Origin of the sequence: Leifsonia sp. Root1293 (genome assembly GCF_001425325.1) — a bacterium.
Lineage (GTDB): Bacteria > Actinomycetota > Actinomycetes > Actinomycetales > Microbacteriaceae > Orlajensenia.
Genome location: NZ_LMEH01000001.1, coordinates 1,820,820 through 1,847,168, shown reverse-complemented (window position 1 = coordinate 1,847,168; position 26,349 = coordinate 1,820,820). Strand labels below are relative to the sequence as shown.

At 67.9% G+C, this 26,349-nt stretch carries 27 protein-coding genes and 1 tRNA gene; 16 read left to right on the top strand and 12 right to left on the bottom strand.

Annotated features, from left to right (window positions below):
- Positions 1-6 precede the first annotated feature (6 nt).
- Entirely contained in the window at positions 7-795 is a 789-nt protein-coding gene (locus ASC59_RS08745; RefSeq protein WP_055820948.1) for a hypothetical protein, read from the top strand.
- Here the strand turns inward: ASC59_RS08745 and ASC59_RS08740 are convergent.
- Positions 785-2,104 carry a DUF4032 domain-containing protein gene (locus ASC59_RS08740; protein ID WP_055820944.1) on the bottom strand — a complete coding sequence of 440 codons (1,320 nt, stop codon included), beginning with the start codon at positions 2,102-2,104 and terminating at the stop codon, positions 785-787. The two genes, ASC59_RS08745 and ASC59_RS08740, sit on opposite strands and share 11 nt — an antisense overlap.
- Before the next feature lie 142 nt (positions 2,105-2,246).
- The gene (locus ASC59_RS08735) at positions 2,247-3,347 is read right to left on the bottom strand and encodes an ABC transporter ATP-binding protein (RefSeq protein WP_055820941.1); all 1,101 of its coding nucleotides are present in this window, start codon (positions 3,345-3,347) and stop codon (positions 2,247-2,249) included.
- A gap of 284 nt (positions 3,348-3,631) precedes the next feature.
- Between ASC59_RS08735 and ASC59_RS08730 the strand changes: the two genes are divergently transcribed.
- The 3 genes from ASC59_RS08730 to ASC59_RS08720 all read left to right on the top strand — a co-directional run bounded on the left by ASC59_RS08730 (position 3,632) and on the right by ASC59_RS08720 (position 5,747).
- A complete protein-coding gene (locus tag ASC59_RS08730; protein WP_055820939.1) occupies positions 3,632-4,552 on the top strand; it encodes a DsbA family protein in 921 nt (306 codons plus the stop codon).
- A gap of 111 nt (positions 4,553-4,663) precedes the next feature.
- Positions 4,664-4,736: transfer RNA gene (locus ASC59_RS08725), tRNA-Thr, on the top strand.
- A gap of 18 nt (positions 4,737-4,754) precedes the next feature.
- Entirely contained in the window at positions 4,755-5,747 is a 993-nt protein-coding gene (locus tag ASC59_RS08720) for a DMT family transporter (RefSeq protein WP_235492637.1), read from the top strand.
- A 61-nt stretch (positions 5,748-5,808) separates the two neighbouring features.
- On the opposite strand, the gene msrB is transcribed toward ASC59_RS08720, so the two are convergent.
- Positions 5,809-6,210 carry a peptide-methionine (R)-S-oxide reductase MsrB gene (gene msrB / locus ASC59_RS08715; protein ID WP_055820936.1) on the bottom strand — a complete coding sequence of 134 codons (402 nt, stop codon included), beginning with the start codon at positions 6,208-6,210 and terminating at the stop codon, positions 5,809-5,811.
- 158 nt (positions 6,211-6,368) lie between these two features.
- Here msrB and ASC59_RS08710 point away from each other — a divergent pair, with 158 nt between their 5' ends.
- The 5 genes from ASC59_RS08710 to groL all read left to right on the top strand — a co-directional run bounded on the left by ASC59_RS08710 (position 6,369) and on the right by groL (position 10,532).
- On the top strand, positions 6,369-6,674 hold the full coding sequence (locus ASC59_RS08710) for a DUF3263 domain-containing protein (RefSeq protein ID WP_157487970.1): 306 nt from the start codon (positions 6,369-6,371) through the stop codon (positions 6,672-6,674).
- A 10-nt stretch (positions 6,675-6,684) separates the two neighbouring features.
- A complete protein-coding gene (locus ASC59_RS08705) occupies positions 6,685-7,227 on the top strand; it encodes a LytR C-terminal domain-containing protein (RefSeq protein WP_055820933.1) in 543 nt (180 codons plus the stop codon).
- 220 nt (positions 7,228-7,447) lie between these two features.
- Positions 7,448-7,651 (top strand): cold-shock protein, encoded by a 204-nt coding sequence (locus ASC59_RS08700; protein WP_055820931.1) that lies wholly within the window; start codon positions 7,448-7,450, stop codon positions 7,649-7,651.
- A gap of 94 nt (positions 7,652-7,745) precedes the next feature.
- Positions 7,746-8,780, top strand: coding sequence for a DUF3048 domain-containing protein (locus ASC59_RS08695; protein ID WP_082513490.1), 1,035 nt, complete (start codon positions 7,746-7,748; stop codon positions 8,778-8,780).
- 132 nt (positions 8,781-8,912) lie between these two features.
- On the top strand, positions 8,913-10,532 hold the full coding sequence (gene groL / locus ASC59_RS08690) for a chaperonin GroEL (protein WP_055820925.1): 1,620 nt from the start codon (positions 8,913-8,915) through the stop codon (positions 10,530-10,532).
- A 189-nt stretch (positions 10,533-10,721) separates the two neighbouring features.
- Here the strand turns inward: groL and ASC59_RS08685 are convergent, their stop codons facing one another.
- Together ASC59_RS08685 and ASC59_RS17225 are read right to left on the bottom strand one after the other, a co-directional pair.
- Positions 10,722-11,012, bottom strand: coding sequence for a WXG100 family type VII secretion target (locus ASC59_RS08685; protein ID WP_055820922.1), 291 nt, complete (start codon positions 11,010-11,012; stop codon positions 10,722-10,724).
- Between the two features lie 212 nt (positions 11,013-11,224).
- A complete protein-coding gene (locus tag ASC59_RS17225; RefSeq protein WP_157487969.1) occupies positions 11,225-11,458 on the bottom strand; it encodes a hypothetical protein in 234 nt (77 codons plus the stop codon).
- On the opposite strand from ASC59_RS17225, the gene ASC59_RS08680 reads away from it, so the two are divergent.
- A complete protein-coding gene (locus ASC59_RS08680) occupies positions 11,439-12,401 on the top strand; it encodes a hypothetical protein (protein WP_055820920.1) in 963 nt (320 codons plus the stop codon). The genes ASC59_RS17225 and ASC59_RS08680 overlap by 20 nt on opposite strands.
- Before the next feature lie 26 nt (positions 12,402-12,427).
- Here ASC59_RS08680 and ASC59_RS08675 read toward each other — a convergent pair whose 3' ends face one another.
- Together ASC59_RS08675 and ASC59_RS08670 are read right to left on the bottom strand one after the other, a co-directional pair.
- On the bottom strand, positions 12,428-14,164 hold the full coding sequence (locus ASC59_RS08675; RefSeq protein ID WP_055820917.1) for a sensor histidine kinase: 1,737 nt from the start codon (positions 14,162-14,164) through the stop codon (positions 12,428-12,430).
- 76 nt (positions 14,165-14,240) lie between these two features.
- Entirely contained in the window at positions 14,241-14,933 is a 693-nt protein-coding gene (locus tag ASC59_RS08670; RefSeq protein ID WP_055820914.1) for a response regulator transcription factor, read from the bottom strand.
- A gap of 163 nt (positions 14,934-15,096) precedes the next feature.
- Here ASC59_RS08670 and ASC59_RS08665 point away from each other — a divergent pair, with 163 nt between their 5' ends.
- The 3 genes from ASC59_RS08665 to ASC59_RS08655 are packed head-to-tail and all read left to right on the top strand — an operon-like array spanning position 15,097 to position 17,889.
- Positions 15,097-16,329: an NAD(P)/FAD-dependent oxidoreductase gene (locus ASC59_RS08665; protein ID WP_055820911.1), complete on the top strand. Its 1,233-nt coding sequence runs from the start codon at positions 15,097-15,099 to the stop codon at positions 16,327-16,329.
- The gene (folP, locus tag ASC59_RS08660; protein WP_082513489.1) at positions 16,326-17,237 is read left to right on the top strand and encodes a dihydropteroate synthase; all 912 of its coding nucleotides are present in this window, start codon (positions 16,326-16,328) and stop codon (positions 17,235-17,237) included. Before ASC59_RS08665 ends, folP begins: the two co-directional genes overlap by 4 nt.
- Entirely contained in the window at positions 17,224-17,889 is a 666-nt protein-coding gene (locus tag ASC59_RS08655; RefSeq protein WP_055820907.1) for a dihydrofolate reductase family protein, read from the top strand. The genes folP and ASC59_RS08655 overlap by 14 nt, the downstream gene beginning before the upstream one ends.
- A gap of 196 nt (positions 17,890-18,085) precedes the next feature.
- Here the strand turns inward: ASC59_RS08655 and ASC59_RS08650 are convergent, their stop codons facing one another.
- The 3 genes from ASC59_RS08650 to ASC59_RS08640 form a co-directional block, all read right to left on the bottom strand.
- Positions 18,086-19,735 carry a DNA repair helicase XPB gene (locus ASC59_RS08650; protein WP_055820904.1) on the bottom strand — a complete coding sequence of 550 codons (1,650 nt, stop codon included), beginning with the start codon at positions 19,733-19,735 and terminating at the stop codon, positions 18,086-18,088.
- An 85-nt stretch (positions 19,736-19,820) separates the two neighbouring features.
- Positions 19,821-21,674, bottom strand: coding sequence for a helicase-associated domain-containing protein (locus tag ASC59_RS08645; protein ID WP_055820901.1), 1,854 nt, complete (start codon positions 21,672-21,674; stop codon positions 19,821-19,823).
- Between the two features lie 13 nt (positions 21,675-21,687).
- A complete protein-coding gene (locus ASC59_RS08640) occupies positions 21,688-21,954 on the bottom strand; it encodes a hypothetical protein (protein ID WP_055820897.1) in 267 nt (88 codons plus the stop codon).
- A gap of 197 nt (positions 21,955-22,151) precedes the next feature.
- Here ASC59_RS08640 and ASC59_RS08635 point away from each other — a divergent pair, with 197 nt between their 5' ends.
- Both ASC59_RS08635 and ASC59_RS08630 read left to right on the top strand, forming a co-directional pair.
- A complete protein-coding gene (locus ASC59_RS08635) occupies positions 22,152-22,532 on the top strand; it encodes a cold-shock protein (RefSeq protein WP_055820895.1) in 381 nt (126 codons plus the stop codon).
- Positions 22,525-23,274 (top strand): DUF3027 domain-containing protein, encoded by a 750-nt coding sequence (locus ASC59_RS08630; protein WP_082513488.1) that lies wholly within the window; start codon positions 22,525-22,527, stop codon positions 23,272-23,274. Before ASC59_RS08635 ends, ASC59_RS08630 begins: the two co-directional genes overlap by 8 nt.
- Before the next feature lie 22 nt (positions 23,275-23,296).
- On the opposite strand, the gene ASC59_RS08625 is transcribed toward ASC59_RS08630, so the two are convergent.
- Together ASC59_RS08625 and serC are read right to left on the bottom strand one after the other, a co-directional pair.
- Complete coding sequence (locus tag ASC59_RS08625; RefSeq protein ID WP_055820892.1) at positions 23,297-23,533, bottom strand: DUF2530 domain-containing protein; 237 nt, start codon at positions 23,531-23,533, stop codon at positions 23,297-23,299.
- Between the two features lie 787 nt (positions 23,534-24,320).
- On the bottom strand, positions 24,321-25,439 hold the full coding sequence (serC, locus tag ASC59_RS08620; RefSeq protein ID WP_055820890.1) for a phosphoserine transaminase: 1,119 nt from the start codon (positions 25,437-25,439) through the stop codon (positions 24,321-24,323).
- Positions 25,440-25,537: 98 nt separating this feature from the next.
- On the opposite strand from serC, the gene ASC59_RS08615 reads away from it, so the two are divergent.
- Complete coding sequence (locus tag ASC59_RS08615) at positions 25,538-26,230, top strand: metal-dependent transcriptional regulator (RefSeq protein WP_055820887.1); 693 nt, start codon at positions 25,538-25,540, stop codon at positions 26,228-26,230.
- Positions 26,231-26,349 lie beyond the last annotated feature (119 nt).

Below are 26,349 nucleotides of genomic sequence, written 5' to 3'. Positions count from 1 at the left end.
AGCGACGTGACACAGGATGCGGAGAGGGACCGGCTGGTGCAGCGGGTCTACGCGCGCTCGTCAGCCGACGAGGCCGAGCAGAGCTTCGTCGACCCCGAGACCGGCGAACGCGTGAGCATGCGCCCGTCGGTCTGGGAGCTCATGCTCCACGACCGGCGGGTCGCTGCTGCCCGCGCGGCCGCACCGGTGGAGACCGCGGCTCCGGATGTCGTCGCCGTCGCCGTCGCCAAGGCCGAGGCCGCGGCGCCCGCGCCGGCCCCCAGCCCTCCTGGAGGCTCCGGCCGCAGATCGGGGCGGCGGATGCTGCTCATCGGCCTGGCGGCCGGTGTGCTGGTCGGGGCCCTGGCCGTCACGGCGGTCGAGGCCGTCGACAGGGCCATCATCGCTGCGCGGCCCCCGACTCCAGCGCCCACCGCGATGCTCGAGACTGTGTTCAACAGCCTCGCGTATCCGACGGCGAATCCCGGCGACGCCGTGGTCCCGGGATACGTCCGGGAGTCGTTCCGCCGGCTCGCCGCCGACATCGTGAGCGACGACGACGTGCAGATCTACGCGGCCATCCGCGACGACGGCGCCTACTGCCTGGTCTCGGTGGTCTCCGGGGTGCGCGCCGTGTCCGAGTGCGCGACGGCCGAGGAGCTCGCCGAGAGGGGGCTGCGGATGGAGAAGACCGCCACGCGACCGAGCAATCCGGAGCTGCTCACCCTCACGGTGGAATGGGGCAGGAACGGCATGATCACCTGGCACGTCGACGAAGCGGGCTACGACCAGGACACCGTCCCGGTCACACCTTGAGGCGCCAGTCCTCGTCGGTGTCGGTCGTCGACTCCTCGTCGCCATCGCCGTCCTCGCCGACCACGGGGATCGGCACGGTGAAGGTGCCGGTCGGGGGATCGATCATCGTGGCCTCGTCACGACGGTGGCGCAGGACGTCGTTGATGTAGCTGGTGACCGCCTCGGCCAGCGGGATGTCGTGCCCGGCGTTCTGCGCCATGTACCAGCGGTGTTCGAGCAGTTGGTGGAACACCTCGGCCGGCTCGAGCTTGCCCTTGAGGTCCCGGGGGATCGCACGCACCACGGGCTCGAAGACGCGCATCAGCCACTCGTGGGCCACCATCTCCTCGTCCAGGTCGTTCTTGCCGTAGGTGGCGGCATACGAGTCGAGGTCGTTGAGCAGGCGGCGGGCCTGGTTCTCCTCGGCGTCGAGCCCGGTGAGGCGCAGGAGGCGGCGCTGGTGGTGGCCGGCATCGACGACCTTGGGCTGGATCCGCACAGTCGAGCCCTCGTCCGTGGTGCGGATGGCGAGCTCCTCGATGTCGAAGCCGAGCTTGTTCAGGCGGTCCACGCGTTCGTTGATGCGCCAGCGCTCGGACGAGTCGAACGACTCCGAGCCGGTGAGCTCCTTCCAGAGCAGCCTGTACGCCTCGACGATGCCGTTGGAGATGCGGATGGGGTCGAGCTCGTCGGCGACGCGACCGCCGGCCTCGAGGTCCATCAGCTCGCCGGCGATGTTCACACGGGCGATCTCGAGGTCGTTCTCGCGCTGGCCGTTCGACAGGCCGCCGGTGTACAGCTGGCCGGTCTCGGCGTCGACGAGGTACGCGGCGAAGGCGCCGGCGTCGCGCCGGAAGAGAGTGTTCGAGAGCGACACGTCGCCCCAGAAGAATCCGATCATGTGCAGGCGCACCAGGAGGACGGCGAGGGCGTCGACGAGACGGGTGGCCGTGTCGGGTCGCAGCGTCTGCGAGAACAGCGCGCGGTAGGGGAGCGAGAACTTCAGGTGGCGGGTGACGAGCGCGGGCGGCAGCGGGTCGCCCTCCACGTCGACGCGATTGGTGATCACGGCGACCGGCTCGACGCACGGCACCTCCATGCGCTGCAGGGTACGGAGCATCTCGTACTCGCCCTTGGCCATGACCTCGGTGGTCTCCTTGACCGCGATGACGTGCCCGGAGAGGTTGGCGAAACGAACGAGGTGGCGCGAGATGCCCTTGGGCAGCACGGCGATGTGGTCGTTGGACCAGTCGTCGAGGGGCTGGTCCCACGGGAGGTCGAGCAAAGCGGGGTCTGTGACCGCCGAGGTGATGGTGAGGGAGCCTCTCATGAGGATCGAGCCTACCGTTCCGGGTTCAAGACGAACGGCCGGCGGGATGTACCCGCCGGCCGTTCGATGGTGGATCTGGTCTCGATAGGTGTCGGCTACGCCGGCACTACTCGACCTTCGGACCCTCGCTGTGCTCGAGTCCTCAGTGCGCGATGGCGGTGTGCAGCAGACGCTCGCCGCTCTCGGCGTCGAAGACGTGCACGTGGCCCGGCGTCGGCGTGAGGTAGACCTTGTCGCCGGCGTTGGGGTGGATGCGGCCGTCGACGCGAGCGACGATGTCGGTGCGCTTGCCCTCGATCGTGGAGTGACCGTAGAGGTAGCCGTCGGCTCCGAGCTCCTCGACCAGGTCGACATCGACCTCGAGGCCGGTGTTGGCGGTCGTCGAGACGGTGATGTCCTCGGGGCGGACGCCCACGGTGACGCTGGAGCCGGTCGCGCTGTCGAGCGCCTGGCGCTCGACGGGAACGATGGCAGAGCCGAACTTCACTCCACCGTCGGCGATGTCTGCCGTGAAGAGGTTCATGGCCGGGCTGCCGATGAAGCCGGCGACGAACACGTTGTTCGGGGCCTCGTACAGGTCGCGCGGGGTTCCGACCTGCTGCAGCACGCCGTCCTTCAGCACGGCGATGCGGTCACCCATGGTGAGCGCCTCGGTCTGGTCGTGCGTGACGTAGACCGTGGTGACGCCGAGGCGGCGCTGGAGCGACGCGATCTGGGTGCGGGTCTGCACGCGGAGCTTGGCGTCGAGGTTCGACAGCGGCTCGTCCATGAGGAACACCTGGGGCTGACGCACGATGGCACGGCCCATGGCGACGCGCTGACGCTGACCACCCGAGAGGGCCTTCGGCTTGCGGCTCAGGTACGGCTCGAGGTCGAGCAGCTTGGCGGCCTCGAGAACGCGGCTGGCGCGCTCGTCCTTACCGACGCCGGCGATCTTGAGCGCGAAGCCCATGTTCTCGGCAACGGTCATGTGCGGGTACAGGGCGTAGTTCTGGAAGACCATCGCGATGTCGCGGTCCTTCGGGGGAACGTCGGTGACGTTGCGCTCGCCGATGAAGATGTTGCCGTCGTTGACCTCTTCGAGGCCGGCGAGCATGCGCAGCGACGTGGACTTGCCGCAACCGGAGGGGCCGACCAGAACGAGGAACTCGCCGTCGGCGACCTGCAGGTCGAGCTGGTCGACAGCGGGGCGGGTGCCGCCCGGGTACAGGCGTGTGGCCTTGTCGAAAGTGACTGATGCCATGGTTCTTCTTCTCCTTCACCGGCAGGTACGTGCCGGACGATCCGTAGTGAATGGATGGTGGTCGCCATCGGTCGACGGTGACCAAGTGTCAGTATGACACGCGGTGATGATGACACCGAATCGGGGGGTGCAGTGCGCTCTCCACCGCCCTGACAGCGGCACACCCCCCATTCAGGCCGTGGTTGGTGTATTCCCAGACTGTCGGCCTACTATCTTCGAGGCGTTTGCCTGCAGCCACCCGCGGTCCTATCCGCGGCCCCCCGACGCATTTCAAGCGAGGATCCATGACCAACGGGAGCGACCCCCGTCCGACCAAGAACCAGCGCCGTGAGGAAGCCCGTGAAAAGGCACGCCTCCTGCGCGAGGAGCAGAAGAAGCGCGAACGGCGTAACAAAGTCCTGCTCCAGGGCGGAATCGCGATCGCGATCGTGGCTGTCGTGGCCATCATCGCGCTCATCATCGTTCAGTCGGTCAAGCCTGAAGGACCCGGCCCCAAGAACATGGCCAGCGATGGCATCGTGATCGGGGAGGGGCTGAAGGCCGTTCCCACTCCCGCGCTCGCTGCCGGCGCCACCCCGACGCCGTCGGTTCCCGACGACAGCGGCAAGGTCGCCAACATCCGGGTCTACCTCGACTACCTCTGCCCATACTGCAACCAGTTCGAGATGACGAACTCCGAGCAGATGCAGAAGTGGCTCGAGTCCGGAGCCGCGACGGTGGAGATCCACCCGATCGCGCTGCTCAAGACCAAGTCGGCCGGAACCATGTACTCGAGCCGCGCCGCGAACGCGGCGGCCTGCGTCGCCAACTACAGCCCCGACGACTTCTGGGCCTTCAACAGCGCCCTGTTCGCGAAGCAGCCCGAGGAGGGCACGGCCGGTCTCTCGAACGAGGAGATCGCCGCTGTCGCCAAGGATGCCGGTGTCGGATCGTACGGCAGCGTCGAGAAGTGCATCACCGATGGCAAGCTCGGCACCTTCTCGAGCTGGGTCGAGGCCTCGACGGATCGCGCACTCAACGAGCCGATTCCGAACTCCGACCTCAAGGCCGTCGGCGGTACGCCCACGGTGCTGGTGAACGGCAAGCAGTACTCGGGATCGCTGACGGACCCCGAGGAGTTCGCCTCCTTCGTCATCCAGGCCGCCGGGGAGACCTACTCGACCTCGACGCCCACGCCGACTCCGACGCCGACCCCTGCTGGCTGAGTCGCCTCGTCGCTGAACGGATGCCCGCCCTCCTGGTGAGGGCGGGCATCCGTCGTTCGAGCGCCGGGTGCACTTCGGATAGGATCGACACTCGAAGTCGCGAGGCTTCCTGCCGGCTTGGCGCAATTGGTAGCGCACCGCTCTTGTAAAGCGGGGGTTGCGGGTTCGAGTCCCGCAGCCGGCCCCGATCGGGGGAATGCACGTGACACAGCAGGACGCACCCGCCGCGACGGCTGCTCCGCACGCCGCCCCGGCACGCCCGGCGATCATCGGCGCGGTGGCCTGCGCCGTCGTGTCGGGCGTGCTGGTCGCCGTGCAGTCGCGCATCAACGGCGAACTCGGCCGGCAACTCGGCGACGGCTTCGCTGCCGCGCTCATCTCCTTCGGCAGCGGCCTCGTCATCCTGCTCATCGCACTGGCGCTGTGGCGGCCGGGGCGTGCCGGTTTCCGGCGCCTGCCCGCCGCGCTCCGCGACGGTCGGCTGCGCTGGTGGATGCTGTTGGGTGGAGCGGCCGGTGCCTTCCTCGTGCTCACCCAGGGGCTGACAGCAGCGGTGCTCGGCGTCGCGCTGTTCAGTGTCGCCACGGTCGCCGGCCAATCGATCAGCGGGCTTCTCGTCGACCGCACGACGTTGGTATCCGGCGGTCCGCGCCCCCTCACCGTTCCGCGGGTCGTCGGGGCGGTACTCGCCATCCTCGCCGTCATCGTCTCGGTGGCGACGCAGCTGAACGGCGACGCCCCGTTCTGGATGCTGCTGCTGCCCTTCCTCGCCGGGCTCGGGCTCGGCTGGCAGCAGGCCGTCAACGGCAGGGTGCGCGAGAGCGCCGAGAGCGCGTTGACGGCCACCGTCGGCAACTTCGCCGTCGGCACGGTCGTGCTCCTGGTCGCCTTCCTCGTGCACGCTCTCATCGTCGGCTGGCCGCAGTCGCTGCCGACGGAGCTCTGGCTCTACCTGGGCGGCGTCATCGGCTGCGTGTTCATCGCCGCAGCGGCCGTCCTCGTGCGCATCACGGGAGCCCTCCTCCTGTCGCTGGCCATGATCGCGGGTCAGCTCGTCGCGGCGGTCGTCATCGACACGACGCTGCCCGGTCACGCCGGATCGCTCGCCGTGACTACCGTCGTCGGCACCGTGCTCGCCCTCGCCGCCGTCGTGGTGGCCGGGGTGAACTGGCGTCAGTTCAGACGCGCAGCCTGACCTTCTCGTCGGGGGAGCCCCGTCAGGAAGGCGTCGGGCGTCACGCTTCAGGCGTCCGGCTTCAGGCGTCGGGCGTGAAGTTGAGCGCGATCGAGTTCATGCAGTACCGGTCACCGGTGGGGGTTCCGAAACCGTCGGGGAAGACGTGGCCGAGGTGCGAACCGCAGGTGGCGCAGCGAACCTCGGTGCGCTCCATTCCGAGAGTCGTGTCGGCGATCAACTGAACGGCCTCGGGTCGAACGGATTCGTAGAAGCTCGGCCAGCCGCATCCGGAGTCGAATTTCGTGCCGCTCTTGAAGAGCTCGGCGTTGCAGGCACCGCAGGTGTAGATGCCGCCCCGTTCCTCGTCGAGGAGTTCGCCCGTCCACGGGCGCTCCGTCGCAGCCTCGCGGAGCACCTGGAACTGCTCAGCGCCCAATTCCTCGCGCCACTCGTCGTCGGACTTCGATACCTGGTAACTCATGGGGTCCTTCCGGGGATTCAGCGTCGACGTGGGACAACGCCCATATCGATGATCGCATTCCGACGGGCCGGGTGACGCGCCGTTGCGGCGCGATGGCTCGTGCCTATGATGGCGGCAAGCCGACCCGAACCGGTCGCGGTCGTCTGTGGGAGGTGCGTATGGCCGAGGCGAGTGAGAACCGACAGCACACCGCACGTGCGTCGTCCGGGTTGTCGGAGCGCGAGGAGGCGGTGCTCGCGTTCGAGAGGCAGTGGTGGAAGCACGCCGGCGCGAAGGAGCAGGCGATCAGGGCCGAATTCGGTCTGTCAGCGGCCCGCTACTATCAAGTGCTGGGAGCCCTCATCGACTCACCGCTCGCACTGGCGTACGACCCCATGCTCGTCAAGAGGCTGCAGCGGCTCCGCGACGCCCGCACCGAGGCACGCCGACGACGATCCCTCGGCACCACTGACGACACGAACTGAACCGGGAAGAATGGCCACCTCGTACCCTGAAGACCGCTTCGACGACATCCCCAAGGATCTCGAGCGGGTCGGAGCCCACCGTTCCCCCCGCAAACGCGGCCGTGGCTGGATCGCCGTCGGCTGGGCCGCGTTGGCGACCGCGATCCTGGTGGTCATCGGCGCGGTGGCCATCATGCTGTTGAACAACGGGCTCGATTCCGCTCCCGGCGACACCAGTGCTCCCGAGACACCGGCAGCCACCGCCACCGCCGAGCCCACTCAGGACCCCTCCGTGAGCATCACCGTGCTGAACGGCACGGGCACGTCCGGCCTCGCCCGCGAGGTCGCCGACTCTCTGACCGCGGCCGGCTGGACGGTCGGGGCAGCATCCAACGCCGACAAGCAGGACTACACCGCCACAGTCGTGTACTACGCCGATGCGACGCTGGAGGGCGCCGCCCGCGGTCTCGCGGCCGCCGTTCCCGGAGCCGACGTGCAGTTCTCGCAGGACTTCGCGGATGCAGGAGCGCAGCTCGTGGTCGTGGTCGGATCCGACTACGAATCGCCCGCCTGACGCTCGCTTCGAGCGCCCCGCGCGGACTGTGTGACGAATCGTTGCCAATCTGCGATGAAAAGCAGCGTTCCATCCCTTGTCGTCGCCGTCGATTTCAGTAACATCTGGTGCTGGTCGAACAATTTCCGCGAGAGCGGAGACGTAGGCGCAGTTCACTGCGACAGGCCCGGTACAGGCATTTGGGCAGGTGCTGCGAGTTACACAGCAATGGGAGCAACGAATGGCGAACGGAACCGTCAAGTGGTTCAACGCTGAAAAGGGCTATGGGTTCATCACGGTCGACGGTGGGGGTCAGGACGTCTTCGTTCACTACTCCGCCATCGACATGGCGGGCTACAAGGTTCTCGAGGAGGGCCAGCAGGTGGTCTTCGAGGTCGGAACCGGAAACAAGGGCCCCCAGGCCGAGTCGGTCCGACTCGCCTGATCAGCACGATCTGAGGGCATAGCCCGTGTCCTAACGCCGTCCGGGTGACCGGGCGGCGTTAGTGTTTGGTCGGAGAACCGACTGAGGGGTGCGGATGAGTCGACAAGCTGTGCTGGCCACGATCATCGTGCTGCCCGCGATCCTGCTCGCCGCAGGATGCACCTCGGCCGCGCCCACGAAGACGGCGACCCCGACCCCCACCGGGCCTGCCTACGTCTCGACGTACGAGGCGCCGGCGGCGACCCAGTTGGCTCCGCTGCGCGGAAACACTGTTCCCGCCGGCAGCATGGCGCATCCGTCCCTCGTCGCGAAGATCGACAACCACGAGGCCGCGCGGCCGCAGGTGGGGCTCGATCGCACCGACATCGTCTTCGAGGAACTCGTCGAGGGCGGTCTCACCCGCTACGCGGCAGTCTGGCACTACGACATCCCGAGCGAGATCGGCCCGGTCCGATCGATCCGTCCCATGGATCCCGACATCATCTCGCCGTTCGGAGGTCTCGTCGCCTATTCGGGCGGCCAGGAGATCTTCGTCAACATGATGATGAACACTCCCGTGCGCAACCTGGTCTTCGACTACGACACCTCGGGCATCTTCTACCGCTACGACGCCCACGAGGCACCGCACAACGTCATCCTGCACGCCTCGGATGCGGTGAAGCAGGCGAGCGACCTGGCGGCTCCCAAGCAGCAGTACGCCTACTCGACCGACATCGCGTCGTCGACGGCTGCCCTCGACGGTGCGCCCACCGCGAACATCGCAGTCGTCTTCTCGCCGGAGCGCTACCCGAACTTCACCTGGGACGAGGCCAACAAGGTGTGGCTTCGCAACCAGGAGGGCGCGCCCGACCTCGACGACAAGGGCAAGCAGCTGCAGGCCACGAACGTCATCACGATGCGCGTCGACATCGACGGCACCTACGGCGAGGTGCCGAAGACGGTCCTGACCGGGTCCGGAGCTGCTACGGTCTCGACAGGCGGCAAGACCGTCAACGCGACCTGGTCGAAGAAGGATGCCGGGAGCGCCATCCGCTTCGTCGACGGCAATGGTGTCGTCGTGAGGCTGGCTCCCGGCAACACCTGGATCGAGCTCGTTCCCAACGGCCAGGGCTCGGTCGCACTGCAGTAGTCGTTCGCTTCCCACGGCGTCCCACCGGCTTGCACTCGCGACATCAGAGTGCCAGAATCGAATTAGCACTCGTTTGGATTGAGTGCTAACTAGACGCAGATTGAAACGTCCGGGAAGGGACGAGAATCACACATGGCAAAGATCATTGCTTTCAACGAGGAGGCCCGTCGCGGCCTCGAGCGCGGACTCAACATCCTCGCGGACGCCGTCAAGGTGACGCTTGGCCCGCGCGGTCGTAACGTCGTCCTCGAGAAGAAGTGGGGCGCCCCCACCATCACGAACGACGGTGTCTCCATCGCCAAGGAGATCGAGCTCGACGACCCGTACGAGAAGATCGGTGCGGAGCTCGTCAAGGAGGTCGCCAAGAAGACCGACGACGTCGCAGGTGACGGCACCACGACCTCGGTCGTTCTCGCCCAGGCACTCGTGCGCGAGGGCCTCCGCAACGTCGCCGCCGGCGCAGACCCCATCAGCCTCAAGCGCGGCATCGAGAAGGCCGTCGCCGCTGTGACCGCCGAGCTCGTCGCCAACGCCAAGGAGGTGGAGACCAAGGAGGAGATCGCTGCGACCGCTTCCATCTCCGCCGGAGACCCCGAGATCGGCGCGCTCATCGCCGAGGCCATCGACAAGGTCGGCAAGGAGGGTGTCGTCACCGTCGAGGAGTCGAACACCTTCGGCACCGAGCTCGAGCTGACCGAGGGCATGCGCTTCGACAAGGGCTACCTGTCGGCGTACTTCGTCACCGACCCCGACCGCCAGGAAGCCGTCTTCGAAGACCCCTACATCCTGATCGTCAACGGCAAGGTCTCCAACATCAAGGACCTCCTGCCGATCGTCGACAAGGTCATCCAGACCGGCAAGCAGCTCCTCATCATCGCCGAGGACGTCGACGGTGAGGCTCTGGCCACGCTCGTCGTGAACAAGATCCGCGGCATCTTCAAGTCGGTCGCCGTCAAGGCTCCCGGCTTCGGCGACCGTCGCAAGGCCCAGCTGCAGGACATCGCCATCCTCACCGGTGGTCAGGTCATCTCCGAGGAGGTCGGTCTCAAGCTCGAGAACGCCACCCTCGACCTGCTCGGCAAGGCTCGCAAGGTCATCATCACCAAGGACGAGACGACCATCGTCGAGGGTTCGGGTGACGAGGAGGCCATCGCCGGCCGCGTCGCGCAGATCCGCGCCGAGATCGAGAACACGGACTCGGACTACGACCGCGAGAAGCTCCAGGAGCGCCTCGCCAAGCTCGCCGGTGGCGTCGCCGTCATCAAGGCGGGTGCAGCGACCGAGGTCGAGCTCAAGGAGCGCAAGCACCGCATCGAGGACGCCGTGCGCAACGCGAAGGCAGCCGTCGAAGAGGGCATCGTCGCCGGTGGTGGCGTCGCCCTCATCCAGGCCGGCAAGACCGCGTTCGAGAAGCTCGAGCTGGTCGGCGACGAGGCGACCGGTGCGAACATCGTCAAGGTGGCCATCGACGCTCCGCTCAAGCAGATCGCCCTCAACGCGGGCCTCGAGCCCGGCGTCGTGGTCGACAAGGTGCGCAACCTCCCCGTCGGCCAGGGCCTCAACGCCGCGACCGGCGAGTACGTCGACATGCTGGCTGCCGGCATCAACGACCCGGTGAAGGTCACCCGCTCGGCTCTGCTCAACGCAGCGTCGATCGCCGGCCTGTTCCTCACCACCGAGGCCGTCGTCGCCGACAAGCCCGAGAAGAACCCGGCTCCGGTCGGCGACCCCACGGGTGGCATGGACTTCTGATCCGAAGGTGGACATTCGCCGTAGGCGAATCTCAACCGAAGGATCAGCGCTGAGGGCCCATCGAAGCGGGCGCCCGAAGTGCAGGTCTAGAACCGCAGGACAGTGACAGAGGGCGTCTCCCATACGGGAGGCGCCCTCTGTTGCATCTCCCGGCTGGTGCAGGAGGCCGGACGGGACTCGGCCGTCGAGCTAGCGTCCGAACAGGCGCAGGTTCGCCTGCTCCGTCTCGGCGTACTGCTGCCCGGCGCTGCCGAGTGCCGTCGTGATGCCGACGAGGCTCTCCTCCACCCGCTGCTGAGTGGCCCGCCAATCGGCGACGACGGACTGGAACGCCACGGAGGCCTGCCCGCTCCACGAGCTCTCGAGGCTGCTGAGTTGGCCGAGCAGCGCCTGCACCTCGGTCCGGATGCGCTCGATCGATCCGTGAGCGCTCTGGGTGGTCTGGATGACGGCATCGCTGTCGACGTGGTAGCTGGTCATGGTGGCTGATTCCCCTCGGGTGGCTGTCAGCCGACGGTAGATCGATCGACCTGACGGCGGAGGGCGGCCATCGTCTTCGGGGACCCCATCCGTTTCCGAGGCACTGGGGAGGAGGCCTGAGCGATGTGTATTCCGATCGCTGCATATCTCGGGCCTTTCGACATGCAACCGTGATCTCGGCCCATATCCGCCGCTGCCGCCCGCTGCTACTTTCATCCCATGAGGACTCGGGGCGTCGTCGGCGCGATCACGGTACTGGTGATGATCGCCCTGACGGGCTGCGCGGCAGCAGATGGCCCCGCTGCTGAGGGGATCACATCACCCTCGCCCACGGCGGAGGGAAGTCCCTCCCCGATACCGGCCTCCACGCCGCCTTCGTCGGCGGAGGGCGCCGGGGCGCCATCCGTACCGACGACGCCGCTCCCGTTGAGCTGCGCTGACCTCATCGATGCAGCCGATGTCGCCGCGGTCGTGGGGGACGGAGCCGTCGCGGAGCCCGAACAGGCCGCCTTCGGAATCGGCGCGCCACGCCTGGCCGCCGTCGTCGACGCGGGCGGCTGGCGCTGCGTCTTGGCGAACCAGACCGGTCTCGGAGCCGGCAACTTCTACCCGGAGGACTACCGCGGGATGATCGTGCAGATCCTCCCCGACGGAGCCACCGATCCGCGAGCCGACTGGGCGCAGATGCTGGAGTACTACGGCACCGATGAGAGCGGTTTCGAGAGCGAAGTGATCCCGGAGCCGCTCATCGGTCGGTGCTTCGAGGGCGGATGCGAGCTGGACTTCATCATCGGCTCGTACTGGGTCGAGATCTCCGCGCGAGCTCCGGCAGGCGGCACTCCGGAGGGAGCGGCCGATCGATTCCTGCTCCTCGCCGAGCGGATCGCGGGACTGTTGACCTCGCCGGCAGCTTCAGCAGAGCCGACTCCGACGTCGGCCCAGGAGGCGCCGTCGTGCGAAGCGCTGGTCGATCCGGTGGCCGCGAGGGACGCCGCCGAACTGCCGACCGACATCGATGTGAACTCGCCGCACGGCGGATGGAGTCTCGCTGCCGGCTCCTGGAACATGGCACCGCTGGCGGCGTGCATGGTGATCCAGACCGGAACCGAGCACAGCTACGGAGCCGTCGAGTTCATGCCGGGCGGGGCCTGGGCGCTGCCGATGATCGAGGCTGCGCATCCGGACGGCGTCGTCGAGTCCATCGAGGGAACCGACCGGGCGGTGTTCAGCTGCGTCGACGGTCAGCACGGCGGGTGCCGCATCGACGCGGCGGTCGATGGCGCGTGGCTGCAGGTTCAGCTCTTCGACGAGGTGGTCCCCGATCGCGCCGACGCTGCGCGCCGGCTGGCCGCACTCGCGGCCGTGGTGGTCGGGAACCTCACGGCCTGACGGGTCGACCTCCGAGCCGAGGTACCTCAGACGACCGGAACAGCTGCCGTCGGGGTGCCTGTGGCGTCGAGCGGCTGCGGGGCGGACGGCGACGTCGCCAGCGGCAGCGACACCCGGAACGTCGCCCCGCCGCCGGGAGTCTCGACGACGTCGACGGTCCCGTTGTGCGCGGCGATGATGGCCGAGACGATGGCCAGCCCCAGGCCACTGCCTCCGGTCTCGCGGGTACGGGAGGTGTCCGCACGCCAGAATCGCTGGAAGATCTTCTCGCGGATCTGCGGCGGAATGCCATCGCCGTGGTCGATGACCGAGAGCACGGCCCTGTCGGTCGACTCGTCGATGGCGACGCCGATCTCGATCGGGCTGCCCGAAGGGGAGAAGCGCATCGCATTGCCGAGCAGGTTGGTGAGCACCTGGCGGATCTTGTTCTCCTCGGCCAGGACGACGGCCTGGACGGCTTCGGCCGGCTCCAGCGACGGCGCGATGGCCGAGGCCAGGATCGTTCCCGAGGCGACGGATGCGGCATCGGCCTTGCGGTAGCGGCGGCCTCGCAGTCGCGCGAGCGTGGCGCCGGCGAAGGCGACGGGGCCCGTGGCGTTGCTCGTGCCGAGACGCTCGGGAGTGGACGTGGTCTCGGCCGGCTCCTCGATGACGGCATCCGACGGCTCGAGGTCGTGCTGAACGCTGGGCGGCAGGATCACCGTGACAGTGCGGTCTGGCGATGACGCCATGGTGTCGAGGGCCGCGTCGCGGGCGATCGGAACGAGGTCGACCGGAGCGAGCTCGAGCGGCTTGGTCTCGTCGAGGCGGGCCAGGGAGAGCAGGTCCTCCACGAGGCCGCCCATGCGGATGGCCTCCTTCTCGATGCGATCCATCGCCTGCGCGACATCCTCGGGGGTCTGCAGCGCACCCATGCGGTAGAGCTCCGCGTAGCCGCGCACCGAGACGAGAGGCGTGCGCAGCTCGTGGCTCGCGTCGCCGACGAAGCGGCGCATCTGCTCGATGCTGCGGGCGCGGTCCTTGAACGCCCGGTCGATGCGGTTGAGCATGGTGTTGAGGGAGCGGTTCAGCCGCCCGACCTCGGTGTTCGGGGTCGCCCCGCCCAGGCGCTGGCTGAAGTCGCCGTCGGCGATCGCGGCAGCGGTGCGTTCCACCTCGCGCAGCGGAGAGAACGTCGAGGTCACGAGCATCCGGGTGATGAGGGCGCCCAGGATGACGACGCCGATGCCGAAGCCGAGGAAGATCGACAGGTACGTGGCCATGATGTTGTCGGTCTGGCGCATCGAGACAGCGATGAGCGCGGTGCCGAAGGTCCCCTTGTCGAACTGCAGTGGCACGACCATGGCGTGGAAGGCCGTCCCCCGCGAGTCCCGCAATTCGAGGATGGATGTTCCGAGATCGTAGGTCGTCTCGATCGGCAGCGTGTTCGTGATGATCGGGAGGTCCTCGATGGGACGCGTCTGCCAGTTGTGGACGAGCGGGTTGCCTTCGCGATCGAAGGCGGCAACGAAGTACTCCGATGATTCGGACTCGCTGGTCACTGAGGCGAACTCGGAGTTGCCCTCGATCCCGAACTTGTCCGTCTTGCCGTATGCGACGGAAGCCAGTCGCTGGTCGACCTGCTGCGTCATGTACTGGCGCAGCATCGCCATCGTTCCGATGCCGGAGACCAGCAGCCCCACAGTCAGCATGAGCACCGTCACGCCGGTGATCTTGCTGCGCAGGGAGACGCGGTTCCACCGCTCGGAGAGTGTTTCATGCATGGCGGCGCCAGTCTACGAACGCTGTCTGAGCATCAGCCCATCGATACCCGCGCATCACCCGACGGACTCCCGGGAATCAGCCCTTCGAACTCTTGAGCATGTAGCCGAAGCCGCGCTTGGTCTGGATGAGCGGCTCGGTGGAGTGCTGGTCGAGCTTGCGGCGGAGGTACGAGATGTAGCTCTCCACGATGCCGGCGTCGCCGTTGAAGTCGTACTCCCACACGTGGTCGAGGATCTGCGCCTTCGACAGCACCCTGTTCGGGTTGAGCATGAGGTAGCGCAGCAGCTTGAACTCGGTGGGGGAGAGCTCGATGGGGATGTCGCCGACGAGTACCTCGTGGGTGTCCTGGTCCATGGTCAGCTCGCCCGTGCGGATGACGGCCTCTTCGTCGGCGTGCATCGTGCGACGCAGGATGGCGCGGATGCGGGCCACGATCTCGTCGAGGCTGAACGGCTTGGTGACGTAGTCGTCGCCGCCGACGGTGAGGCCGGTGATCTTGTCCTCGGTGTCGTCCTTCGCCGTGAGGAAGAGGATCGGAGCCGTGTATCCCGCTGTGCGGAGGCGTTTGGTCACGCCGAAGCCGTTCATGTCGGGCAGCATCACGTCGAGGATGATGAGGTCGGGTTCTTCTTCGAGGACCGCGGAGATGGCCTGTGCGCCATTGCCTACGGCTCGCACCGCGAAGCCGGCGAAGCGCAGGCTCGTGGTGAGGAGATCGCGGATGTTGGGTTCGTCGTCGACGATGAGAATGCGGGGACCGTCAGCCATGGGTCCAGTATCTGCGCGTTTCCTGAAACCCGCCTGAGAATCGCGTGGAGGCGAGTCGGGTGAACCCTGTGCCGCGTGTCGTGAACCCGGAGCCTGCTGGGAGTCCGTCGATCGACGTCGTCGGCGCTGGCCGCGGCGCGGGTGGCGTGGAAGACTCGGCAGCATGAGCGCTCACCATCGCATCGTCATCATCGGGGGAGGCCTCGCTGCGGCGCGTGCGGCCGAGAGCGCGCGCAGCGAGAGCGCAGACGCATCGATCACCGTGGTGGCGGCCGAGGCCAGACCGCCGTACGAGCGGCCGCCGCTCTCGAAGGGCTACCTCCTCGGAAGCGACGACGCGGCCTCGACGATCACGTTCGATGCCGCCTGGTACGGCGCGCACGACATCAACCTGCATACCGGTGTCGAGGCGACCGAGCTCGACACCGCTGCCCACACCGTGCGCGCCGGTGACCTGAGATTGGACTACGACACGCTGCTGCTCGCCACGGGCGCATCTCCCAAGCCGTTCATCGGCCCCGGCGCCCCGCTGACCGGGGTGCACACCCTCCGCACCCTGCACGACTCGACGGTTCTGCGCACCGCGATCGCGCACGGTGGTCGCCGGATCGTCGTCATCGGCTCGGGATGGATCGGCCTCGAGGTCGCGGCGGCCGCGATCACGTACGGCAACAGTGTCACCGTCATCGGCCACGGACCCATCCCGCTCGCATCGGCCATCGGGCCGGTGATGGGCGAGGTGTTCGCCGATCTGCACCGTGGCCACGGCGTCGACCTCCGCATGGACTCAGCCGTGAGCGCCATCCGCGGCTCCGGTCACGTCGACGGCGTCGTGCTCGGCACCGGCGAGGAGCTCGACGCCGACCTGGTCGTGGTGGCGATCGGGGCGACGCCGAACACGACGCTGGCAGCCGCATCCGGGATCACCGTCGACAATGGCATCGTGACGGATGCCGGCCTGCGCACGAGCGCCGCAGACGTGTTCGCGGCCGGCGACCTCGCCAACGCGTACCACCCGGTGCTCGGGCGTCGACTGCGGATCGACCACTGGGCCAACGCCGACAAGCAGGGCGCCGCGGCCGGGCGTGCGCTCACCGGGGTGGACGTCGAGTACGACGAGATCCCCTACTTCTTCACCGATCAGTACGACCTGGGAATGGAGTACTCGGGGTACGGCACACTCGCGGCCGAGGCCGAGTTGGTGGTGCGGGGCGATCTGGCCTCGCGGGAGTTCGTCGCCTTCTGGCTGCGCGATCGCCACGTCGTCGCCGGCATGAACGTGAACGTGTGGGACGTGAACGAGAGCGTGCAGAAGCTCATCCGTGCGGTCGTGCGCGTCGACCCCGTCGCCCTCGCGAATCCGGACGTATCGCTCGACTCCCTGCTCCCCGCATGATCCCGAATCCGGTGCGGACCATCGGCCCGCGCACCTTCGACTTCTCGTGCGAGGTGGCCGTCATGGCCATCGTCAACCGCACCCCGGACTCGTTCTACGACAAGGGCTCGACCTTCGCCCTGGACGCAGCCGTCGCAGCGGCGCGCAAGGCGCTCGACGACGGCGCCGACTGGGTGGACATCGGTGGCGCGAAGTTCGCCCCGGGGCCGCCGATCCCGGTCGAGGAGGAGATCGCCCGGGTGGTCCCCGTCGTCCAGGCTCTGCGCGGATCCGGGGCCGTCATCTCGGTGGACACCTTCCACGCTGCCGTCGCCGAAGCGGCCATCGACGCCGGCGCGCACGTCATCAACGACACCACGGGCATCAGGGACGACCGCATGGCCGACGTCGTCGCCGCCAGCGACGCCACCATCGTCGTCACGCACAGTCTCGCCGAGCCACGCACGGCATTCCCCGCGCCGCACTACGACGATGTGGTGGGCGAGGTCGTCGACTTCCTGCGGGCTCGCGTCGACCGCGCGCTCGAGCACGGGGTTCCGCTGGAGCGCATCGTCGTGGACCCCGGTCACGACCTCAACAAGAACACCCTGCACTCCCTGGAGCTGACCCGACGCCTGTCCGAGGTGACGGCGCTCGGGCATCCGACGCTCGTCGCCCTCTCCAACAAGGACTTCATCGGTGAGTCGATCGACCGCGACAGGGGGGAACGCGTCGAGGGGTCGATCGCGGCCGCCGTGTACTGCGTGATGCAGGGGGCCAGGATCGTGCGCGTGCACAACGTGCGTCAGACCGTCGATGCCATGCGCATGACCGAGGCGATGGCCGGATGGCGTGAGCCGAGAACGCTGCGTCACAACGTGAGCGCGGAGACCGCGGCACAGTGGGAGGCCGACCATGATCGAGCGTGACGACCTGAAGGCCGCCTATGCGATCGAGCGCCCCGACGGGCGCGGAGTGCGTATGAACTTCGTCGTGTCGCTCGATGGGGCATCCACTCTGGAGGAACACAGCGGCGGGCTCGGCGACGCCGAGGACCAGCGCGTCATGAGCGTGCTGCGGGAGACGGCAGACGTGCTGCTCGTCGGCGCCGGCACAGTGCGCGCCGAGGGCTACGGCGGGCTGCCGATGCCGCTGGCTCTCGTCTCGGGATCGCTCGACATCGACCCGGGCCACCAGGTGTTCACGGACACGGATGCCGCCCGCTACGTGATCACCCACGCAGGCGCTCCCGCTGCGAGGCGCGAGGCGCTCGCCGCGGTCGCCGAAGTGCTCGTGTGCGGCGAGGACGCCATCGACCTCGAGGCGGCTCTGGAGGCTCTGGCGGCGCGCGGTCACACGCAGGTGCTGTGCGAGGGCGGCCCGTACCTGTTCGGCGAGTTGATGCACGCCGACCTCGTCGACGAGCTGTGCCTGAGCCTCAGCCCGGTGCTCGTGGGCGGCGACGCCGGGCGCATCCTGCGTGGTGCGCCGGAGCAGCTCCGACGGATGCGGCTCGTGCATGCCCTGCAGGGCGAGGCGATGCTGTTCCTGAGGTACGCACGCGGCACGCCGGTCGCATAGGCCGCGAACGAGGTGGGCAGCCGTATGGAGGCCAGCTGAACGGGGAGAGCGGTTCGATCCGAACGGATCTCGATACGCGTCGACTTCGTCGGCGCTACTCGATCAGCGAGGCTGGGTGTCGACTTTGTCGGCGCTACTCGATCAGCGGGGATGGGTGTCGACATCGTCGGCGCTCCTCGATCGGCGGGAGGCGTGACTACGCCGCCACCGCGTCCAGTGCGTGCGCGTCGAGGATTGTGTAGCTGTAGCCCTGCTCGGCGAGGAACCGCTGGCGGTTCTGCGCGAAGTCCTGGTCGACGGTGTCGCGCGCGACGAGGGTGTAGAAATTGGCGGTGAGGCCGGACTCCTTCGGACGCAGCAGGCGGCCGAGGCGCTGCGCCTCCTCCTGACGCGAGCCAAACGAGCCTGACACCTGGATGGCGACTGTCGCCTCGGGCAGGTCGACGGAGAAGTTCGCCACCTTGGAGACCACGAGCACCTCCTGGCTGCCCTCGCGGAAGGCCTGGTACAGCCGCTCGCGCTCATCGACGGGCGTCGCGCCCGTGAGCTTGGGGGCGTTCAGGGCTTCGGCGAGCTCGTCGATCTGGTCGAGGTACTGCCCGATCACCAGGATGCGCTCGCCGGGATGCCGCGCCACGAGCTGCCGGACGACGTCGAGCTTGGCGGGCGCCGTGGCGGSGAGCCTGTAGCGCTCGTCGTCGGCTGCGGCGGCATAGGTGAGCCTGTCGCTCTGCGGCAGGTCGATGCGCACCTCGTAGCAGGATGCGGGCGAGATGAAGCCCTGGGCCTCGATCTCCTTCCACGGGGCGTCGAAGCGCTTCGGGCCGATGAGTGAGAACACGTCGCCCTCGCGGCCGTCCTCGCGCACCAGGGTGGCCGTCAGGCCGAGGCGGCGTCGCGCCTGCAGTTCGGCCGTGAGTTTGAACACTGGGGCTGGCAGCAGGTGCACCTCGTCGTAGACGATGAGTCCCCAGTCCAGCGCGTCGAGCAGGGCCAGGTGGGCGTACTCGCCCTTCCGCTTGGCGGTGAGGATCTGGTACGTCGCGATGGTGACGGGCTTCACCTCCTTGATCTGCCCGGAGTACTCGCCGATCTCGTCCTCGGTGAGGGAGGTGCGCTTCAGCAGCTCGTCGCGCCATTGGCGGGCCGAGACGGTGTTGGTCACCAGGATCAGCGTGTTGGTCTTGGCCGTGGCCATCGCGCCGGCTCCCACGAGCGTCTTGCCGGCGCCGCATGGCAGGACCACGACTCCGGATCCGCCGTCGAAGAAGTTCGTGACGGCCTTCTTCTGGTAGTCGCGCAGGCTCCAGCCGTCTTCGGCGAGGTCGATCTGGTGAGGGGTGCCGGGCGTGTAGCCGGCGAGATCCTCAGCCGGCCAGCCGAGCTTCACGAGCTCCTGCTTGAGGGCGCCACGCGCCCACGGCTCGATGAGGTAGGTATCCGACGACGGATGCCCGATGAGCAGCGGCGCGATGCGCTTGGCGTGGGAGATCTCGGTGAGAACGGGCTCGTCGGTCGACCTCAGCACGAGTTCGCCATCATCGTTGCGCTCGATCACCAGGCGTCCGTAGCGGCCGACGGTCTCGGCGATGTCGATCGTGACGGTCTGCGGAACCGGGAACTTCGAGTACTTCTCCAGTGTCGCCAGCATGTCCGATGCCTCGTGGCCGGCGGCGCGGGCGTTCCATAGTCCAAGTCGCGTGATGCGGTAGGTGTGGATGTGCTCCGGCGCGCGCTCGAGTTCGGCGAAAACGGCGAGATCGTGGCGTGCATCCTCGGCGAGCGGATGCGCCACTTCGAGCAGCACAGTGCGATCGCTCTGGACGATCAGTGGTCCGTCTGACATAACCGTCAATCCTACAGTCGCCTGCTGGGGCATCGCCCGATGGGCACGGCGCGACGGCGGTGCACCGCCAGCCGTGACCAGGTGCTCAGGAGATGCCGTCGATGCTCGACAACGGCAGGGTGCGTTCGATGTCCGCTCGCCGGTCCCGGGCTCGCATGCGACCGTTGGCCACCGAGGTGGGCTCCAGAAGGTAGTCGGAGACGGTGCCGCCGGGCATCCGCACGCTCACCGTCAGCGTGCGCTTCTCACGGATCGCGGCCTCGATCTGGCGGGCGAGGAATGCCTGTCCGGTCTCGCCCATGTCGGCATCCGCGGCCCGCAGCCGCACCACGAGATCGACGAGAGGATCAGCCTTGGCCGGCGGCGGCGGTCGACGCACGGTGCGCCGCGCGATGTGCACGATCTGTTCGCTGTCGTTCTCGGCTGCGACAGGGTAGCGCGCGTCGCTCAAAGCCCAGAAGACGATGCTCGGTTCGAAGCGGCTCGCGACGCGGTGTCGACCGGTGCGCACCAGAGCGAGTGCGGTGAGGGCCTTGTCGACGCTGATCTGGCCGATCAGCGACTCGTCGTCGCTGCGCACGTAGCTGCGGTACTGCTCCTCGCCTGAGGTGGCCCCGACCCGCACGCGGCCGTAGCGGGCTGCCGTCTCGGTGATGAGGTATCCGAGCGGTTGGGGCATGCCGGTGAGCGAGATCTCGCCGAGGAACGAGAGCATCGACTCTGCGGTCTCGCCGACGGCGAGTGCACGCTCGACGGATGCAGCCGTCACGCGATAGCTCGACGCGAGTTCGCGGCTCTCCACGTCTGCCAGCGTTCGCAGCCTGGCGTCGAGCCGAGGAGCCAGCGGACCGGGGGAGATGACGGTGAGATCGTGCTGCAGGTAGACCTTCTCGACCTCGTGCGGAAGCAGTCCGTCGAGCGTCTCGAGCGCTGCCGGCATGTCTCCACGGAGCACGAGCGCACCGACGGCACCGGGGGTGCTTCCCGCGGTGATGCCGAGCAGTTCGGCATCGGCCGAGAACTCGTCGATCCGACCCTCGAGCGCAGCGCCCGACGCCGGGTACAGCCAGGCGACGTAGGCGCGGACTCCGGGACCCCACGGCACGCGCGCGCTGGCCAGGATGTCGTGCACGTCTCCGGGCATGGCCTGGTACCAGGAGGAGGCGAGCGCCGACCACCGCTCGGGCGTCGAGCCGTTCAGCCAGTCGCCACCGGCGTCCGTCTGCATCCAGTCCGTGACATTCAGGGCGACGAGTCCGGCACGGGACGCGACCCGGAGGTGCCCGGCGACCTGCTCGATCGGGATCGACATGGCCGTGGCCAACCGCTTCGCGTCGGGAAGCGACAGGCCGCCCTTGCCGAGCTCGCGGGCGGGTTCCGCACCGACGGCCGCGACGAGTTCTGCGATGGCGGCCACCGTGGAGAAGGCGCGTTCAGCGGCGAGGGCGTCGAGCATACGGGTGTCGACCCCGCTCTCGGCCACCGGCGTCGGTGGGAACGGCGCGGCGAGCTCGTCGAGCGACGGCAGTCCCTCCGACGGCCACGCGGCGAGCCGTTCGCCGACGCCTCGGAACACGATGATGCCGTCGTCATCGGCCCGGCACAGCAGCACAGCCGCGAGGTCCTCGGCGGCGGCACGCACCTCATCGGCGCCGAGTGGCTCCGCGCGCAGCTGGGTGAGGCGGTCGGCGACGCTCTCGTAGGAGACCGCGATCTCTGGCTCCTCCCCGTCTGCGGCGATGACGGCTGCTGCGCCGAGAACGGCGAGATGCGTGCGGTCGAAGTCGCCGAGGGCCGCCTGCACCGACGCCGGCGTCGACAGCCATTCCGCGAGATCGAACAGGTCGCGCATGCCCGTCGTCGGAACCCCGCGCGCGTGCAACGCCCCGACGAGAGCGTCATCGCTCATCGATCGTGCGAGGGCGGCCAGCGCGATCATGGCAGGAGAGGAATCAGCTCTGCCTCGATGAGGACTCTCGAGAACGGCGAACGCCGGACACGATGATGAAGGCGATGATGAACAGCAGCCCGATCGGCAGCGCGATGAGCGGGATGACGAGCACGACGACCCAGATGCCGCCGCTCAGGTCGAGTCCGGCTGCGCTGCCGATGAGCAGGGCGACGATGGCAAGCACGGCGAGGCCGACCGTGGTGCCGGCCATCGCGGCGAGCGAGCGCTCCAGGCGGTGCTTGCCGGGGGTGGTCGGTTCAGAGGTCACCCGACCAACAATACGAGCATTCCCCATCAGTCGAGCTGTCACCCGGCATCGGCGCCCCGAACGGGGTGCATCGGGCGGCCGGTGGCGAATCGGTGGAACGGATGCCGCTCGCAGGCGCGCGGCATCCATCGCCCCTCTAAACTAGGAGGAGGACTGCGTCGCGATTCGGCGCGCCCGCACACAAAACGAGGTTCAGTATGCCCACCGGCAAGGTCAAGTTCTACGACGAGGACAAGGGATTCGGCTTCATCAGCGCCGACGACGGACAGCAGGTTCACCTGCCGGCGTCAGCTCTGCCCGCCGGCACTGTCGTCAAGGCCGGCAGTCGCCTCGAGTTCGGCATCGCCGAGGGCAAGCGCGGCCCGCAGGCTCTCTCGGTGCGGGTGCTCGACACCCCGCCGAGCCTGGCGAAGCTCAACCGCAAGCCGGCCCAGGAGATGGCGATCATCGTCGAGGACCTCGTGAAGTACCTCGACGGTGTCGGTGGCGACCTGCGCCGCGGACACTACCCCGACAGCAGCAAGACGCGCATGACCGCGACGCTGCTGCGCAAGGTGGCTGACGAGCTGGATGCCTGACACCGACGGAACGACAGACATCGACCTCGGTTCCGAGGTCGAGTCGAGCGTCGATGCCGAATCGGTGACGGATGCCGTCGTTGACGAGGCGTCCGACGAGGCCGAGACGATCGCAGAGGCCCCCGCTCCTGTAGCCGACGACGTTCTGCTCGCGGCGGAGGCTCTGGCGCGCACGGCTCTCGCCGAGATCACGCCGGTGGAGACCATCGGCGAGCCCGCCGGGCACATCGTCGAGGGAGAGCACGCCCTGTCGCTGCTGTTCGAGACGCGACTCACCGGCTACCCGGGCTGGCACTGGACCGTGACGCTGGGACGCGTCGAGGGTGAGGAGCCCACGGTTCTCGAGGCCGAGCTCATGCCCGGCGAAAACGCCCTGCTCGCGCCGGAGTGGGTGCCGTGGTCCGACCGGCTGGCCGACTATCGCGCCGCCCAAGAGGCCGTGGCCGCCGCGGCCGCGGAAGCAGCAGCGGAGGGTGACGACGACGCCGACCTCGACGACGACGAGGACTTCGACGACGATCTCGATGTCGACGTCTTCGGGGACGGCCGAGCGGAGTCCGACGACGATGACGACGACTCGGATGATGACGACGACGAGTCCGACGACGACTCGGACGACGACGACTCGGACGACGACGACGATGACGACTCGGACGACGATGATGAGGCAGACGACGACTCGGACGACGAGTCAGATGACGATGACGACTCGGACGAAGACGAGTCCGACGACGACGAGTGAGACCGCCTGGGGCTGACTGCGGTCAGCTCCGGCGGGCCACCAGCACGACCACCAGGCCGATGACTCCGAGCGCGATGCCGGTGACGCACATCCAGAGCCACCAGCCGTAGCCGGCATCCGTGAGCATCTCGCCCCAGATGAACCAGATGATGATGGCGACGAACCACGCGGCGGTTCCCGCGACGACGGCCTTGCGTCCATCGGCGCGAGCGGGCTCCGGCTCGGGTCTCCGCTCGCTGTCCTTCAGCCAGATGCGCATGATTCGACCCTAACCATCAATCGGCGGTCGAGCACTCAACCGCTGGTCGAGCACTCAACCGCTGGTCGAGCACCCCACCGCTGGTCGAGCACCCCACCCGCTGGTCGAGTAGGCAGTGAGCGAAGCGAGCAGCCGTATCGAGACCATGTTCCGGTGGGCGGTGCCTGATGGAGTGCGGGTTCGTGACGGTGATCTCGATACGCGTCCTCGCTGCGCTCGGTCGCCACTCGATCAACGGTGTGGCGTCGAGCACCCCACCCGCTGGTCGAGTAGGCAGCGAGCGGAGCGAGCAGCCGTATCGAGACCACGTTCCGGTGGGCGCTGCCCGTGGCAGCGCGAGACGGTGATCTCGATACGCGTCCTCGCTGCGCTCGGTCGCTACTCGATCAGCGCGGTGGCGTCGACCACCCCATCCGCTGGTCGAGTAGGCAGCGAGCGGAGCGAGCAGCCGTATCGAGACCACGTTCCGGTGGGCGCTGCCTGAGGGAGCGCTCGTTCGAGATGGTGATCTCGATACGCGTCCTCGCTGCGCTCGGTCGCTACTCGATCAGCGCGGTGGCGTCGACCACCCCACCGCTGGTCGAGTAGGCAGCGAGCGAAGCGAGCAGCCGTATCGAGACCCCGGTCAGGTGGGCGGTGTCTGAGGGAGCGCTCGTTCGTGACGGTGATCTCGATACGCGTCCTCGCTGCGCTCGGTCGCTACTCGATCAACGGGGTGGCGCTCGGTCGCTACTCGATCAGCGGAGGCGCTCGGTCGCTACTCGATCAACGGGGTGGCGAGGGCGGCTCAGGCCCCGGAGTTCTCCACCACGTACTCGATCGACGACACCAGCGCGCGCACGTCGTCGGGCTCGATGGCCGCGAAGGTCGCGAAGCGCAGCTGGTTGCGGCCGAGCTTGCGGTACGGCTCGGTGTCGACGATGCCGTTGGCCCGCAGGGTCTTCGCGATGGCGGCAGCGTCGATCTCATCGACGAAGTCGACGGTGACGACGACCTGAGACCTGTGGGCGGCATCCGTCACGAACGGAGTCGCATAGTCGACCCGATCCGCCCACTCGTAGAGTACGTCGGACGACTCCCGGGTGCGCGCTGACGTCCAGGCGAGGCCGCCGTTGCCGTTCATCCAGTCGAGCTGGTTCTCGAGCAGCAGCAGGGTCGCGAGCGCAGGGGTGTTAAGCGTCTGGTTGAGCCGCGAGTTGTCGACCGCGTTCTTGAGCGAGAGGAACTCGGGGATGTAGCGGTCGGATGCCGCGATGCGGTCGATGCGCTCGAGGGCGGCGGGGGAGAGGAGCGCCAGCCAGAGACCGCCATCGGAGGCGAAGTTCTTCTGAGGCGCGAAGTAGTAGGCATCGACCTGCGAGGCGTCGAAGTCGATGCCTCCGGCGGCGCTGGTCGCGTCGATCACGGTGAGGGCGCCGGCATCGCCGACCACCCGCTCGATCGGGGCCGAGACGCCGGTCGATGTTTCGTTGTGGGTCCAGGCGTACACGTCGACGCCATCGACGACCTCGGCGGTGGTCCGCGATCCGGCAGGAGAGGTGCGCACGTCGGGCGCCTGCAGCCAGGGAGTCTTCGCGGCGTTCGCGAACTTGCCGCCGAACTCGCCGAAGACGAGGTTCTGGCTGCGGTTCTCGATGAGACCGAAGGCGGCGGCATCCCAGAAGGCGCTCGAGCCGCCGTTGCCGAGCACGACCTCGTAGCCATCAGGGGCGCGGAACAGCTCGGAGACGCCGGAGCGCACCCGGCCCACGAGATCCTTCACCGGAGCCTGACGGTGGGAGGTGCCGAGTATGGCGGCGCCGGCGGAGACGAGGTACTCGAGCTGCTCGGTGCGTACCTTCGACGGGCCGCATCCGAAGCGTCCGTCGGCGGGCAGGAGTGACGTGGGGATAGTCAGCTGGGGCATGCGTAGATTCTAGATGGGGCCTCCACCGAGTGACGGCGAGTGACGTCGGCGGGCGGGTAGGCTTACCGGGTACGTGCCAGGCGACAGGGGAGGCGTGAGTGACGGACCTCATCGACACGACGGAGATGTATCTCCGCACCATCCTCGACCTCGAAGAGGAGAACATCGTTCCCCTTCGAGCTCGCATCTCCGAGCGTCTCGGCCACTCCGGGCCGACGGTCTCGCAGACCATCGCGCGCATGGAGCGCGACGGACTCGTCATCGTGTCCGGAGACCGCCACCTCGAACTGACGGATGCCGGACGCCTGAAGGCCGTGCACGTCATGCGCAAGCACCGACTGGCCGAGCGCCTGCTCTCCGACGTCATCGGACTCGAGTGGGAGTTCGTGCACGAGGAGGCATGCCGCTGGGAGCATGTGATGAGTGAGCAGGTGGAGCGGAAGCTCCTCGAGATCCTCGATCACCCCACGGAGTCGCCGTACGGCAACCCCATCCCGGGCCTCGAAGAGCTGGGCGAGCCGGCCTCGACCCCCTTCATGACCGGCGTGGTGAACATCGTGACGCTGGTGGCCGAGGGCGGAGCCGCCGTGCCCGCCCGCATCCGTCGCCTCGCCGAACCCGTGCAGTTCGACCCCGAACTGCTCGCGCAGCTCAAGCAGTTCGGCATTCTTCCCGGCGCCCAGGCGTCCTTCTCCAACGCCGGTTCCTACGTGCGCATCGAGGTCGATGGCGCCGACGGCGGACTCGAACTCCCCAACGAATCAGCGGGTCACATCTTCGTCGAGGCCTGATCCGCTCGTCCTCCCCAGACTGAGAAACCGCTCTCAAAGGGACGCGGTGGGGAAACAGGATGTGACATAACCGTGACCTTGGGCTAGCGTCGAGGAGTCCCACAGACCATCCCCCCTGG

Excerpts from the sequence above, each read along its gene's own strand:
- ASC59_RS08735 (WP_055820941.1), bottom strand. The coding sequence starts at position 3,347 with ATGGCATCAGTCACTTTCGACAAGGCCACACGCCTGTACCCGGGCGGC.
- ASC59_RS08705 (WP_055820933.1), top strand. The coding sequence starts at position 6,685 with ATGGCCACCTCGTACCCTGAAGACCGCTTCGACGACATCCCCAAGGAT.
- ASC59_RS08710 (WP_157487970.1), top strand. The coding sequence starts at position 6,369 with ATGGCCGAGGCGAGTGAGAACCGACAGCACACCGCACGTGCGTCGTCC.
- folP (WP_082513489.1), top strand. The coding sequence starts at position 16,326 with ATGATCCCGAATCCGGTGCGGACCATCGGCCCGCGCACCTTCGACTTC.
- ASC59_RS08635 (WP_055820895.1), top strand. The coding sequence starts at position 22,152 with ATGCCCACCGGCAAGGTCAAGTTCTACGACGAGGACAAGGGATTCGGC.
- ASC59_RS08670 (WP_055820914.1), bottom strand. The coding sequence starts at position 14,933 with ATGGCTGACGGTCCCCGCATTCTCATCGTCGACGACGAACCCAACATC.
- ASC59_RS17225 (WP_157487969.1), bottom strand. The coding sequence starts at position 11,458 with ATGAGGTCAGCGCAGCTCAACGGGAGCGGCGTCGTCGGTACGGATGGC.
- ASC59_RS08730 (WP_055820939.1), top strand. The coding sequence starts at position 3,632 with ATGACCAACGGGAGCGACCCCCGTCCGACCAAGAACCAGCGCCGTGAG.
- ASC59_RS08625 (WP_055820892.1), bottom strand. The coding sequence starts at position 23,533 with ATGCGCATCTGGCTGAAGGACAGCGAGCGGAGACCCGAGCCGGAGCCC.
- ASC59_RS08645 (WP_055820901.1), bottom strand. The coding sequence starts at position 21,674 with ATGATCGCGCTGGCCGCCCTCGCACGATCGATGAGCGATGACGCTCTC.
- ASC59_RS08675 (WP_055820917.1), bottom strand. The coding sequence starts at position 14,164 with ATGCATGAAACACTCTCCGAGCGGTGGAACCGCGTCTCCCTGCGCAGC.
- ASC59_RS08630 (WP_082513488.1), top strand. The coding sequence starts at position 22,525 with ATGCCTGACACCGACGGAACGACAGACATCGACCTCGGTTCCGAGGTC.
- ASC59_RS08655 (WP_055820907.1), top strand. The coding sequence starts at position 17,224 with ATGATCGAGCGTGACGACCTGAAGGCCGCCTATGCGATCGAGCGCCCC.
- msrB (WP_055820936.1), bottom strand. The coding sequence starts at position 6,210 with ATGAGTTACCAGGTATCGAAGTCCGACGACGAGTGGCGCGAGGAATTG.
- groL (WP_055820925.1), top strand. The coding sequence starts at position 8,913 with ATGGCAAAGATCATTGCTTTCAACGAGGAGGCCCGTCGCGGCCTCGAG.
- ASC59_RS08685 (WP_055820922.1), bottom strand. The coding sequence starts at position 11,012 with ATGACCAGCTACCACGTCGACAGCGATGCCGTCATCCAGACCACCCAG.
- serC (WP_055820890.1), bottom strand. The coding sequence starts at position 25,439 with ATGCCCCAGCTGACTATCCCCACGTCACTCCTGCCCGCCGACGGACGC.
- ASC59_RS08740 (WP_055820944.1), bottom strand. The coding sequence starts at position 2,104 with ATGAGAGGCTCCCTCACCATCACCTCGGCGGTCACAGACCCCGCTTTG.
- ASC59_RS08700 (WP_055820931.1), top strand. The coding sequence starts at position 7,448 with ATGGCGAACGGAACCGTCAAGTGGTTCAACGCTGAAAAGGGCTATGGG.
- ASC59_RS08695 (WP_082513490.1), top strand. The coding sequence starts at position 7,746 with ATGAGTCGACAAGCTGTGCTGGCCACGATCATCGTGCTGCCCGCGATC.
- ASC59_RS08665 (WP_055820911.1), top strand. The coding sequence starts at position 15,097 with ATGAGCGCTCACCATCGCATCGTCATCATCGGGGGAGGCCTCGCTGCG.